This is a genomic window from Pseudomonas sp. SWRI99, from assembly GCF_014270125.1.
GTDB lineage: Bacteria > Pseudomonadota > Gammaproteobacteria > Pseudomonadales > Pseudomonadaceae > Aquipseudomonas > Aquipseudomonas hamedanensis.
Window position 1 is genome coordinate 35,686 of the sequence record NZ_JABWQR010000018.1, and the last position, 13,671, is coordinate 49,356.

The window sequence follows — 13,671 nt, forward strand, 5'->3', positions numbered from 1 at the left end:
ATGGAACTGGCCAGCCTGATCGGACGCCTCAACCCGGACAACCGCCGTGCCCTCGAACGCGCCGCGCAACGGTGTTTGCAACGCGGCCATCACTTTGTCGAAATCGAACATTTGCTGCTGGAGTTACTCGACATCGAGGGGGGAGATTTCGCTTTTCTACTGCCGCGTTTTGGCCTTGAGCGGGATGCACTGACGGCGGAAATCAACAAGGCACTGGATCTGTTCAAAGCTGGCAGCACGCGCACGCCAGCGCTCTCGTCACACACGCTGGGATTGCTGGAGGATGCGGTGGTACAGGCCAGTGTGCTCGGCATCGACAACATCCGCTCGGGGCTGCTGTTACTGGCGCTGCTTGATCGAGATGAGCGTCGCAGTCTGCTGCTCAACAGTGCGTCGTCGTTGCTGCGTATCCCCAAGGAAGCCCTGCGCACCAACCTGTTGGAGTGGACGGAAAACTCGCGCGAGCATGTCGGCCCACGCTCTGTGTCGTCTGGCAATAATGCGCCACGGCAAGACTCGGTGCTGGATCAATACACTCAGGACCTGACAGCGGATGCCCACGCCGGACGCATCGATCCAATTGTTGGTCGCGACGGAGAGATCCGTCAGTGCATCGACATTCTTCTTCGTCGCCGGCAGAACAATCCGATTCTGGTAGGCGCACCCGGCGTTGGCAAAACCGCCGTCGTCGAGGGCCTGGCTTTGCGTATTGCAGCGGGCGACGTGCCGCCGTCGTTGCAAGAAGTCAGCCTGCGCGTGCTCGACCTCGGCTTGTTGCAGGCCGGCGCCGGGGTCAAAGGTGAATTCGAGCAGCGTTTGAAAGGCGTGATCGACGCGGTGCGCAGTGCCGACAAACCGATCATCCTGTTTATCGACGAAGCCCACACGCTGATTGGCGCGGGTGGTGCCGAGGGCGGCAGTGATGCGGCCAACCTGTTGAAACCGGCGCTGGCCCGTGGCGAGTTGCGCACCCTCGCTGCCACGACCTGGATGGAGTACAAAAAATATTTCGAGAAAGACCCGGCCCTCGCCCGTCGTTTCCAGCTGGTGCAGGTTGAAGAGCCGGACGAAATCACTGCCGTGGAAATGCTCCGCGGTGTCGCTGCCAAACTCGAACAGCACCACGGCGTGCAAGTGCTCGACGCCGCGATTCACGAGGCGGTGAAGCTTTCGCATCGCTACATCTCTGGCCGCCAATTGCCGGACAAAGCCATCAGCGTCCTCGACACTGCGTGCGCCCGCGTCGCCCTCGGCCAGCACGACGTGCCGCCACCGCTGGAAAGCCTGCGCCACCGGCAGAGCAGCCTCAAGGATGAGGTCGAGCGCCTGCGCCGTGAACAGGCTACCGGCCTGGATCACAGGGAACGCATCACCCTGCTGGAAGATGAATCGAAAACCAATGTGCAAGCGATCCGCGAACTGGAAACCCGCTGGAGCGAAGAGCGCGTGGCCGTGCGCGAACTGCTCGACACTCGGCGCGAACTGCTGGCTTTGAGCGAACGCGCCGACAGCGACAAACCCGATGAGGCCACCGACAGTCGTATCGATCATCTGGCTGGCGAGCTGCTGCGTCTTGAAGCTGGACTGGATGCCATCCGCCAGGACGATCCGCTGGTGCCTGAACAAGTCGACACCAAAACCGTCGCCGCTGTCATCGCAGGCTGGACCGGCATCCCCGTCGGTAAAATGCTCGCTGACGAAGCCCACGCCGTCCGCACACTCGGTCAGCGCATGGGCCAACGGGTGATGGGGCAAAGCACTGCGCTTAACACCATCGCCCAGCGTTTACAGGCTTATCGCGCCGGACTGACCGACCCGCAAAAACCGGTCGGCGTGTTCCTGCTGGTCGGCCCCACCGGCGTCGGCAAAACCGAAACCGCCTATGCGCTGACCGACGCCTTGTATGGCGGCGAACGCAACCTGATCAGCATCAATCTTTCCGAGTACCAGGAAGCCCACACCGTCAGCCAGCTCAAGGGCGCCCCGCCCGGTTATGTCGGTTACGGCAGTGGCGGCGTGCTGACCGAAGCGGTTCGGCGCAAACCGTATTCGGTGGTGTTGCTGGATGAAATCGAGAAGGCCCACCCGGATGTTCTCGAAGCGTTCTACAACGTGTTCGACAAAGGCTTGATGGAGGACGGCACCGGGTTGGTGGTGGATTTCAAGAACACCGTGATGCTCGCCACGAGCAACGTCGGCGCTGAATTGCTGCTCGACACGCCCGCCGCACAACTCGGCTGCGATGCGTTCAACGAAGCGCTGCACAACGTCCTCCTGCAAGCCTTCCGCCCGGCGTTTCTGGCACGCATGACCGTGGTCGCGTATCGACCGCTGGATGAGGCGACGCTGGAAGCAATCGTGCTGGCGAAACTGGAAAAACTGCGCGGTCGCTACAAGGCCGCGACCGGCAAGCCGTTCGAGTTCGATGCGGGCATCGTCAAAGCTGTGCTCGCCAAATGCAGCGCAGCGGGTGCGCGGGATGTCGAGAACGTGTTGATGACGCAGGTGACGGGGAAGTTGGCGGAGTGGGTGTTGGAATAACCCCCCTTGCCTACTCGGCGGGAACGCCAACCTTTGTCAAAGAACCGGAGTGAGCCAATGCCTTATAACCCTTTTCAAATTGACGACCTGGACAACAAAACCCCAAAGGACAGGTTGGCGGAAGATAAAAACTGCGTGGCCATGTCATTTTCCAAAGTGCTGGGAATCAATGCACACGCTGCTATCAATTTCTTTTTACAGAAGGGCTGGATCGAATCGGCCAGAAAACTCGAGAACGACACGATTGTTGAATCGATTGCCGACCACCTTCGCATGAAGAAGATATACAGCGACAAACCGTGGGGAGAGCTCAAGACGTTGATGGCAAAAGACCTCGACGGTCGATATCTGGCGGTCAACACCGGTATCAACGGGTTCAATGAAAGCCCGAGTTCTGTCGGCCATGCATTTTGCATCATCAAGAACGGTGGATTGGGCGTCGCAGGAAATAACGCGGAAAACCCCAATTCGCCCTACCACAGTCGAATTGGCCAAACGCACAAGATTACTGTCTGGGGCCCGGTACGGTGGTGTCCTTATTTCGGAATCCCGGAACCTGCAAAAAAATAGTTCTGAGTTCAACGGCCCGCGTTCGCACGGACAAGCCGAAACGGATCGATTCAAGGGAGGCGACATGAAGAAGGTACTTAATGTAGCAGCTGGCTTACTGCCGATGGCAGCGGATGATTTCTCCGTAGAGTGCGAAGTTCTGAATTATGACCCACTGACTTCAGTAAAAAATGTACTGGACGGGGTGATGCTTGGGATATTTGCCGGAATGGTGAGTGAACCAGAGCCTCGCTTCAACTACAGCCATTCTGCCAATTTCTATTCGACCCTCACGCCCAAAAGCCTGGACCTGATCATCGGTGTGTCCCCGCATGGTTTTTCGTTAATCGACGCAGACACCGACCGCTGTTTAAAGGTAGGCGGAATCGTCCTGATCACGGGTAACAAAAAAAACAAATACATCCTGGCAAAAAACTCTTTTGCCAGTACAGCCTTGGAAAATAACTATTCTCCAACAGGGGCGCCTGACCAGTGGATCTATGAAATGGGCCAGAAAATACTCCTCCACTACCCTTCGCATACCTCTGCCCTTGAACGAGACACCAAGCTTGAAACTTTGATTTTTTACAAAAAGAACAAAGAGAGCGCGGCGGCGGCCGTCGCAGAAGAAGAGCAAAAAGGAATATAGAAAAAATCTTTCTGTTGTACATCGCCATCGCCCCCGATCAAGACATGGACATGCCGATCATGAAACCCGGTAACGAAGTACTCGCTTTGCTACGCAATCAGCCTGGTGTCGCGATCAGTGCCTGGGGGTTCATCGTACGCGGCGATGCCCTCCGCGACGCGGTCGGAGGCGCGTGCACGCTGACTTGCACACGTTACAACCAGTCAAGTATCTACCGGATCGACGTGGTAGCCGGCGGACCGGACTGGTACATCCCGTTCAATCAGGGAGAAGCACGTTATTGCGACGTACCCAGCGGCCAACCCGATGGCACCCTGGTGGTGACCTATCCCATGAACGGCTGCGCGCTCTCGGTTCACGCCACTGCCACGGGCAATCGTTTTTTTCATGATTCCGATGGCAACTCCATGGGTGGCCTGGTCGTGGGCGCACAAAAGATCCGCGTGACCAACAATGACTATTCAGGCCCTGACAACACAACTCAGGAGCGTTGCCGGCGTTATTTCGGTCCGGACAAGGACAACACGGGCGGATATGAACACACCGTCATCTGCATCAAAAGAGGCGCGTATTGGCACGTTTACGGATCGGCAATCATCCGGGTCAACGCTGATGCATGGCAGGTGAAAGACCGAGTGCCTTATGCACTGGGCCAATTCGATGACTGATTTACACTTTCTTGATAAGAGGGCAACAAAATGTGCAGAGCAACCCCATTAGGCAAAGGGGGAAATCCCGGCCACGTTCCTTTTGTCGGTCTCGACGGCTGGACAATTTTTCTTTCCTCCGAAAACGGGGCAAAACAATTCGACGGCAACCTCGTACATATATTCAACGTTCAGCTAGAAAACATATATGGGGGCGAATACGACATGGACAACGCCCTCAAAAACAGGCTGGAGAATTTTGCGCAAGAAATGGAAACCTATAGAACGCGCCACCTTCCTATCGTTATCCATTGCAACCATGGACGAACGCGATCCGTCATCTGTGTCGCTGTGTACTTGATGTACATTCATGGCGTTAGCGCGGCTGACGCCTTAGCGTCTATGCAAGCCGCATTTGTAGCTGCCGAAGCCCCCCATTACGACAGCCTTGGCGACAGAGTCGACAGAGCACTCAATATGTATGAAGCGTTGAATCTTAGAGCGCCCACCCAACGTACCACTCGCTCAACCGCGAAAAAGATATGCACGGGAAACTGTGGATAGCCCCTTGAAGACAAGCACTTGTTGGCTCGGCTTTTCGTAAGCATCCGGCGTGAGGACTCACAATGCCCCGCTCCACTGACAGCAACACCCCCCTCTCCCTCACCGCTCACTCGCTGTCGGCCCTTTATCCTGAATCGCTGTCCGGGGACGAGGCATTGAACACGCTGGGCATGCAAACCCTCAACGGCCTCAACGACGGTGCGTCCCTCACGCTACCCGGCGCCATCGCCACCCACGTCACAACGACTTTTCACAACGACGCGCAACTGCGCCCGTTCGACGCCCTGGTCGCGGAAATCCGTCAACTGCCCGCCGACGCCACCGCCGAGCGCTATCAGCTTGTATTAAGACCCTGGCTCTGGTGGCTGACCCTGGCGAGCAACAACCGCGTGTTCCAGAACCTCGCCACCTCGGACATCGTCACCACGATCTTCAAGGCCCACGGCTTCACCGACTTCAAGCTCTCGCTGACCGGCAGCTACACCCCACGCGAATACTGCGTGCAGTACGGTGAAACCGACTTCGCCTTCGTCTCGCGGCTGCTGGAAGAAGAAGGCATCTTCTGGTTTTTCACCCACGCCGACGGCAAGCACACACTGGTGCTCGGCGACAGCAACGACGCGTTCGTGCCGATCCCCAATGGGCCGAAGGTCAAGTACCTGGGGCAGCAAATGGGCGAGCGCGAGTTGCATGGCATTCGCTCCGGGCAGGTGTGCTTGCAGGCGGTCGCCGGCGTCTATCGAGCGACGGATTACGAGTTCACCACGCCATCCACTTCGCTCTATGCCCAGGCCGAAGCGGTGGCCGGGCCGCGCTCGATTTATGAGCATCCGGGCGGCTACTACGCCAAGGCGCGCGGCGATGCGCTGAGCAAGCAACGGGTCGACGGCTTGCGCAGTGAAGAGAAACGCTTTGTTGGCGAGAGCGACTGTCGCTGGCTGATTCCGGGGCACTGGTTCAGCCTCGACGGCCACGACGATGCGAGCCTGAACATCGACTGGATGGTGACGCGGGTCACCCATGACGCGAGCCACGAGAGCTATCGCAATCGCTTCGAAGCCATCCCCAAGGCCACGCCGTTTCGTCCGCAACGGGTCACACCGAAACCGCGCATGCACCCACAAACCGCCATCGTCGTCGGCAAGTCCGGCGAAGAAATCTGGACCGACGAATACGGCCGTATCAAGCTGCAGTTCCCATGGGATCGCGACGGCAAAAATGACGAAACCAGTTCCTGCTGGGTGCGCGTGGTGTTGCCGTGGAGTGGCAAAGGCTTCGGCATGCAGTTCATTCCGCGCATCGGCCAGGAAGTCATCGTGACGTTTATCGATGGCGATCCGGATCGTCCGCTGGTCACCGGGTGCGTCTACAACGGTGACAACGCCCTGCCCTACGCGTTGCCGGCCAATCAGACGCAGTCGGGGATCAAGACGCAATCATCCAAGGGCGGCGGTGGGTTCAATGAACTGCGTTTCGAGGACAAGAAAGATGCTGAAGAGGTGTTCCTGCAGGCGCAGAAAGACCTGAAGATCAACGTGCTCAACGACACCACCGCTACAGTCGGCCATGACGAAACCCTCACCGTACAAAACGCACGCACGCGCACGGTGAAGGACGGCGACGAAACCGTGACGCTGGAGAAAGGCAAACGCAGCGTGACCATCCAGACCGGCAGCGACAACCTCGATGTGAAGGACACTCGCACGGTGAAAGTCGGCGCCGACCAGAACCACAGCACCGGCGGCAATTACACCGACAAGGTCACCGGCGATTACAGCCTGACGGTGGATGGCAACCTGACCATCAAGGTCAGCGGCACCCTCACCTTGCAGAGCGGCGGCAGTTTCACGATCAAGAGTGGTGCCGATCTGGCGACGTCGGCCAGTACTTCGATCACCCACAAGGCCGGCACTGCCTTGACCAATCAGGCCGGTACTTCGCTGGATAACAAGGCCGGCACCACACTGACCAATGACGCCGGGATCAGACTGACCAACAAGGGCGCGGCCTCGCAGACCGTCGATGGCGGCGGCATGCTGACGATCAAGGGCGGACTGGTGCAGGTCAACTGACAAGGAAAGGCAATGGCGATCACACCGCTGGATCTGCAGCAGGATGACAAGCAACTCAAGGGCCGCTTGCACGACGGGCAGCTTGAGGGGCCGTTGAGCATCAAGGATGACGGGCGCAAACAGGCCGACCTGAATTACAGCGCGGGTCAACTGCAGGGCATGACTGTTCTCTATTACCCCAATGGCAAGGTGTCGGCGCAAATGCCATTTGTGCACGACAAGCTTCAAGGCATTGCCAGTTTTTACGCGCCTGAGGGTTTTCTGCAGCGCAAGGCGAGCTATCGGCGTGGCTTGTTGCATGGCGAGGCGTTCAATTATTTTGCCGACGGACAAGTGGCCGAGGCCGAGATTTACCGCGATGGCGTGCGTGAGGGACGTTATCAGCGCTTTCATCCCAACGGTAAGCCGGCGGTGGAAGCACGCTATATGAATGGGCAATTGCTGGAGCCGGAACAGGGCTTTGCCGAAGATGGCCGACCGTTGGGGGCGGATGGCAAGCCGATTTCGCGGGTGCGCTGGTGGTATCGGCGGTGGGCGGATCCGCAGCAGGCCTGAAGGTTTTCTATTGGCAGCACTGGCCTTTCGCGAGCAAGCCCGCTCCCACAGTTGATCGCATTCCAATGTGGGAGCGGGCTTGCCCGCGAAGGGGCCGGCACACTCAACTCGGATCTCAGGGAATCAGCATCTGCATCTGCCCCGGCATCACAATCTTGATCACCCCCGCCCAGTTGCACATCAATGTGCTGTTGGCATCGATCGCCGGCATCCCGCCGAGCAACAGCGTCGGCGCGCCCCCTGGGATCCACGGCGTCGCCGTCGCCGGAATGCACGGCATCGGCGTCAGCACGCCGAGCGCCGCCGCGGTGGCGGCCGCCACCATCGGATTGGCCATGCTCATGCACACGCCGAACGGCAGGATGTTGACCAGCGGGATGTGATCCATGATGTTCGCCGCTGGCATCCCGCCCGTCAGGGTGCGATTGACCGGCAACACGTTGAGCATCGACGGCGCAGCGCCGAAGCTGCATTGCAAGGTGGCGCTGGAACAGACTTGCGGGCAGCCCATTTGCACTCTCCCTGTTGGACACGGCATACCTGCTGAACCTTAGTCGGCTGCGCCCCGTTGTGCACATTCCCACAGGTGATTATTCGGCAACACGCTAACCTATAAGACCTGCCCGCGCTTGTGAGCGACCGAGCGCGCCATTAGATTAGCCAATGATGTCTGGCCTCCAAAATAAGCAGAAGGGATAAGCATGGCGCTTACTGACCAGTCCACCCGTATCCGCTCCGGCGAAGAACTCGATGCCAGCCTGATCGATCCGTACCTCAAGGCGCATATTCCGGGCCTGACCGGCACACCTGCAATCAGCCAGTTTCCCGGCGGTGCGTCGAACCTGACCTACCTGCTCGAATACCCGCAGCAGGAGTTTGTCCTGCGCCGCCCACCGTTCGGCCACAAGGCCAAATCGGCCCACGACATGGGCCGTGAATTCCGCATCCTCAATCAATTGCGTGACGGCTTTCCCTACTGCCCGAAAGCCTACGTGCATTGCACCGACGAAGCCGTGATTGGCGCCGAGTTCTACGTGATGGAACGCGTCAACGGCATTATCCTGCGCGCCGAACTGCCACCGGAACTGGGCCTCGATTCGGCAAAAACCGAAGCGCTGTGCAAAAGCTTCATCGACCGTTTCGTCGAACTGCACCGCGTTGACTACAACGCCTGCGGCCTCGGCGACCTCGGCAAGCCTGAAGGCTACGTCGCCCGCCAGATCAAAGGCTGGAGCGAACGCTACGAAAAAGCCCTGACCCCGGACGCCCCGCACTGGGAGAAAGTCAAAGCCTGGCTCAACGACAAAATGCCGGCCGACCACCCGACCTCAAGCATCGTCCACAACGATTACCGCTTCGATAACGTCATCCTCGACCCGGACAACCCGATGCAAATCATCGGCGTACTCGACTGGGAACTGACCACCCTCGGCGACCCGCTGATGGACCTGGGCAACACCCTCGCCTACTGGATCCAGGCCGACGACCCGGCGCCGGTGCAACTGATGCGCCGCCAGCCGAGCCACGCACCGGGCATGCTGACCCGCCGTGAATTCGTCGATTACTACGCCGAGCGCTCGGGCATCCAGATCGACAATTTCGACTTCTACTACACCTACGGCCTGTTCCGTCTGGCCGGCATCGTGCAGCAGATCTACTACCGCTTCTACCATGGCCAGACCCAGGACAAACGCTTCGCGCAGTTCATTCACATGAACAAACTGCTCGAGCAGATGAGCTTGCAGGTCATTTCGAAATCGAGCCTCTGACCCAGGCCTCCAACAAGACTTTTCACAAGGGAACCCCATGTCCAAGACTCAGTTGTTCGACCTCGACGGCAAAATCGCGTTCGTCTCCGGCGCCAGCCGTGGCATCGGTGAAGCCATCGCCAAACTGCTGGCCCAGCAAGGCGCCCACGTGATCGTTTCGAGCCGCAAACTCGACGGCTGCCAGCACGTCGCCGACGCGATCATCGCCGCCGGCGGCAAAGCCACCGCCGTCGCCTGTCACATCGGTGAAATGGAGCAGATCAGCCAAGTGTTTGCCGGGATCAAGGAACAGTTCGGCCGCCTCGATATCCTGGTCAACAACGCCGCCACCAACCCACAGTTCTGCAACGTGCTCGACACCGATCTGGGTGCCTTCCAGAAAACCGTCGACGTGAACATTCGCGGTTACTTCTTCATGTCGGTGGAAGCCGGCAAGTTGATGCGCGAAAACGGTGGCGGCAGCATCATCAACGTCGCCTCGATCAACGGTATCTCGCCGGGGATTTTCCAGGGGATCTACTCGGTGACCAAAGCCGCGGTGATCAACATGACCAAAGTCTTTGCCAAGGAATGCGCGCAGTTCGGCATCCGCTGCAATGCCCTGCTGCCAGGCCTGACCGACACCAAATTCGCCTCGGCGCTGGTGAAGAACGACGCGATCCTGAAACAGGCACTGACGCAAATCCCGCTCAAGCGCGTCGCCGACCCAAGCGAAATGGCTGGAGCGGTGCTCTACCTGGCCAGCGACGCGTCGAGCTACACCACCGGTGTTGCGCTGAATGTGGACGGCGGATTCCTGTCCTGATTTTTCAAGACACGCTTAACTTCCGTGGGAGAGCGCTTGCTGGCTAACGGTGTGTCAGGCACCTGCATCCGGACTGACACAACGCCTTCGCGAGCAAGCCCGCTCCCACAGGATCGGTGCATGATTCCAGGCTTCCTGCACCCGAGTCATCGCCAACCTTATTGCGTGACGCAGCGGGTAGTCGTGATATGGCGTGTCACCTGCTCATCCACATACATATCCCCCACAACCTCAGTATTTTCCAATACCTCACACCTGCGTTCCGGCGGTGGCGGCGGCGCTGCCGGCGGAGGGGGTGGCGGACTGGCACAGCCAGCCATCAACACTGCAAAAAAAGCCAACGGCAACACGCGTTTCCCAAGATTATTCATAGGACGACCCGCGGAAAGTGAGAGACAAACTCCCGCAACCGAACCGGTCACGGGAGACCTGACACCCATTCTTTATAGCCGAGCCCCCGGCGAGCGCCAGTAAAGCCGGGTTTTCGGAGGAGACTGGCTGTCGAATTTGCGTTGCCGGACAGGACGCCTTCGCTGGCAAGCCAGCTCCCACAGTTGGGATTGGGTGAATCTGATGGAAATGAGGCGGCTGGTCGGCCGTCATCGCGAGCAGGCTCACTCCTACAATTGAATCGCGTGCAGTCTGATGGACATGGGTCGGCTGGCAGGCCGTCTTCGCTGGCAAGCCAGCTCCCACAGTTGGGATTGGGTGAAATCTGATGGAAATGAGGCGGCTGGTTGGCCGTCATCGCGAGCAGGCTCGCTCCCACAATGGGATTGTGGTGGGTCAGGAGGATATGGGGCGGCTGGCAGGCCGCCTTCGCTGGCAAGCCAGCTCCCATAGTTGGGATTGGGTGAATCAGATGGAGATGAGGTGGCTGGTTGGCCCTCATCGCGAGCAGGCTCACTCCTACAATTGAATCGCGTGGAGTCTGATGGATATGGGTCGGCTGGCAGGCCGCCTTCGCTGGCAAGCCAGCTCCCACAGAAAAGCAAAAACAAAAGCAAAGCAAACCGCGCTGGCTTCTAACCACTCATCACAATGAGCGTTAGCTCAAGTACCGCGTTGGCTTCTAACCACTCATCACGATGAGCGTTAGCTCAAGTAAAGCTTTTGCTTCTCACCACTCAACACAATGAGCGTTAGCTCGAGTAAGGCTCTTGATCTTGATGCACGGCGCCCGTCGGCAGGCTGAGTGGAGGGATTGATCCGGGCGTGGGAGCGCAGCGACCGTTTGGCGCAGCCAAACACAGCGAGAGGAGGTGCAGCGAAGCAAACCGGAGACGCTGCGCCCGGATCGATCCCGCAGCGAAGGCACCCCGAGCCACAGCGAGGGGCCGCACGTCAGGGCAAAAGGCCTTTGGTTACTTTGGGCCCCCAAAGTCACCCGCCGTCAGGGCGGAACCCTAAGCAGCCGTTACCGCAGCAACGGATATGCCCCCCAAACCACCCAAAACCTGGTCGGCCCAAAGGCCGCCAAGACCAACCGCCCCCTAAGCCAACCCCGAATCCCGCGCCGAGCGCAAAGAATTGCTCTCAAGCTCATACCGCAATTCATCCACCAACGCCTCAACCGACTCAGGCGTACGCAGCGAACCCAGATCAAGACCACTGATCACCAGATCCACCTCCCCCGACTCGGGGTGATACAACTTGACCGTCAGCGAATGATCACCATCCACCGAACAATCACAAGCCAGCGGCGCAAAACTCTGCTCAAGCCGCGCGCGCAACTGCGCAAGATTCAACATGGACGTGGTTCCTATAGCCGTTTCGAAGGGGCACGATCGCAAGCCCGACATGGCTCGCACCGCACCCCACCAGCCTAAGAACCCACAGCCCCCGCCAAAACATGAATTTGCACCCTTGCACCTAGTGCATTTGCACCCCTAGCGCTGCCCTTTGGTGCCCCACTCTCCGGAAAACAAGCCACGCTCCCGAGCCCAGACAATCGCCTCGCTGCGGCTGTGCACGTCGAGTTTGGAATACACCGTGGCCACATGATTGCGCACGGTATTGGGCGCCAGCTTCAGTCGGGCGGCGATCTCCTTGTCCGCCAAACCTTCGCAGATCAACCCCAGCACATCGCGCTCACGCGCCGTCAGATCGGTAAACGAGGCGCTGGGCAACTGTGGCGAATTGAACTTCTTAACGTTCGCGAGCTTTTCGATCAGGGTCCGGCTGAACCAAGAAGCATCCTTCATCACCTCTTCAATCGCGGCCACCAGCTCCAGCTCCGTACGCTTGCGTTCAGTCATGTCCATCAACACCAGCAAATAACAGGACGTGTCGTGAATATTCACGGTGTCGGCCGACAATGCGCAGTCCAGCAGATCCTCATTCTTCTTGCGCACCCGTACGTCTACGCGGTCCACCCGACCGTTTTTCGCCAACGCCGCAAGTAACCCCGCACGCACACCGTCGTCGTCAATGAAGTTCAACTGCGTCACGGTTTTGCCCAGCACCTCCTCGCTGTCATAAGCGAGGGTTTCGAGGAAGGCCTGATTGACGTCGATGACGTCCTGATCCTCGGCGCTGCAAATCAGAATCGGCACAGGACTCAGACGAAAAGCCTTGGCGAACCGCTCCTCGCTCTGGCGCAGGGCCACTTCGACTTTGCGCCGTGGCTCCATGTCGACGAAGGAAAACAGCATGCAGTTCTCGTCGTTGAGCAGCAGCGGCTGCCCGGCAACGATCACCTGTTTGCTGCCGCCATCGGGCAGGTGCAGTTCGGCCTGCATCTGCGGAATGGTCGCAACGTCGCGCAGACGCTGAATGGCAAGGTCGCGTCGCTCGGCCTGTTCAAAAATATCGATTTCATAGGCCGACGTGCCGATCACCTGCTCGCGGGTGTAGCCGGTCATCTCCAGGAAACCCGGATTGACCTTGATATAGCGCAAGTCGCTGAGCCGACAGATCACCGCCGGTGCCGGGTTGGCATTGAAAGTTTTTTCGAAGCGCTGCTCGGCGTTGGCCCAATCGGTGACGTCGCTCATGATCAGCACCAGCGACTCGGGCTGGCCTTCACGGTCAGTCAGCACCATGCTGCGCACACTGTGCACCCAGATGCGCTCCGGATCGTCCACGGGTGAGACTTCGATGAGCACGTCATTGAACACCTCACAGCGCGCGACACGGCTGATCGGGTAGTGCTCCGGCGACAAGGTGTGATTATTGCGATAGCGCAGGCTGAAGCGCTTGGCGTACTCGTCGGCGTGGGCGCCCAGATCGCCGATAGTGCTGACGCCGTGCATGGCCAGCGCCGCCTCGTTGGCCCAGAGAATGCTCTGGTCGAGCTCCAGCAAAATGACGCCATCGGACAGGCCGGCAATGATTTGCTGCAACTGACGACGATTGGTTTCGGTGGTCAGGACTTCCTGGCTCATTGGATCTCCACAACGTAATGCGGCTAGGTGAAGAGTACGACCGCAGCGGTTCGGGATCGTGCCACAGCCTCAAAATCGCCAAAAATCCACTGTGGGAGCGAGCCTGCTCGCGAAAGCGTGGTGTCATTCAGAGC

11 protein-coding genes are annotated in these 13,671 nt (G+C 58.9%); 8 read left to right on the plus strand and 3 right to left on the minus strand.

Going from position 1 to position 13,671, the window contains the following annotated elements; translation table 11 throughout:
• The 6 genes from tssH (at position 1) to HU743_RS16055 (ending at position 7,577) form a co-directional block, all read left to right on the plus strand.
• The gene (gene tssH / locus HU743_RS16025) at positions 1–2,541 is read left to right on the plus strand and encodes a type VI secretion system ATPase TssH (RefSeq protein ID WP_186649688.1); all 2,541 of its coding nucleotides are present in this window, start codon (positions 1–3) and stop codon (positions 2,539–2,541) included.
• 57 nt (positions 2,542–2,598) lie between these two features.
• Positions 2,599–3,111 (plus strand): hypothetical protein, encoded by a 513-nt coding sequence (locus HU743_RS16030; protein ID WP_186649690.1) that lies wholly within the window; start codon positions 2,599–2,601, stop codon positions 3,109–3,111.
• A 64-nt stretch (positions 3,112–3,175) separates the two neighbouring features.
• Entirely contained in the window at positions 3,176–3,739 is a 564-nt protein-coding gene (locus tag HU743_RS16035) for a hypothetical protein (protein ID WP_186649692.1), read from the plus strand.
• Between the two features lie 14 nt (positions 3,740–3,753).
• Complete coding sequence (locus tag HU743_RS16040) at positions 3,754–4,407, plus strand: hypothetical protein (RefSeq protein ID WP_186649694.1); 654 nt, start codon at positions 3,754–3,756, stop codon at positions 4,405–4,407.
• A gap of 605 nt (positions 4,408–5,012) precedes the next feature.
• Entirely contained in the window at positions 5,013–7,022 is a 2,010-nt protein-coding gene (gene tssI / locus HU743_RS16050; protein ID WP_186649698.1) for a type VI secretion system tip protein VgrG, read from the plus strand.
• 12 nt (positions 7,023–7,034) lie between these two features.
• Positions 7,035–7,577, plus strand: a complete 543-nt coding sequence (locus tag HU743_RS16055) for a toxin-antitoxin system YwqK family antitoxin (protein WP_186649700.1) — start codon at positions 7,035–7,037, stop codon at positions 7,575–7,577.
• A gap of 115 nt (positions 7,578–7,692) precedes the next feature.
• On the opposite strand, the gene HU743_RS16060 is transcribed toward HU743_RS16055, so the two are convergent.
• Entirely contained in the window at positions 7,693–8,088 is a 396-nt protein-coding gene (locus tag HU743_RS16060) for a DUF4280 domain-containing protein (protein ID WP_186649702.1), read from the minus strand.
• Positions 8,089–8,278: 190 nt separating this feature from the next.
• Here HU743_RS16060 and HU743_RS16065 point away from each other — a divergent pair, with 190 nt between their 5' ends.
• Positions 8,279–9,346, plus strand: a complete 1,068-nt coding sequence (locus tag HU743_RS16065; RefSeq protein ID WP_186649704.1) for a phosphotransferase family protein — start codon at positions 8,279–8,281, stop codon at positions 9,344–9,346.
• 37 nt (positions 9,347–9,383) lie between these two features.
• Entirely contained in the window at positions 9,384–10,151 is a 768-nt protein-coding gene (locus tag HU743_RS16070) for an SDR family oxidoreductase (RefSeq protein ID WP_095120260.1), read from the plus strand.
• 1,493 nt (positions 10,152–11,644) lie between these two features.
• Here the strand turns inward: HU743_RS16070 and HU743_RS16075 are convergent.
• Positions 11,645–11,902, minus strand: a complete 258-nt coding sequence (locus HU743_RS16075) for a DUF1652 domain-containing protein (RefSeq protein WP_186551882.1) — start codon at positions 11,900–11,902, stop codon at positions 11,645–11,647.
• Between the two features lie 138 nt (positions 11,903–12,040).
• Entirely contained in the window at positions 12,041–13,537 is a 1,497-nt protein-coding gene (locus HU743_RS16080; protein WP_186649707.1) for a helix-turn-helix transcriptional regulator, read from the minus strand.
• Between the last annotated feature and the right edge of the window lie 134 nt (positions 13,538–13,671).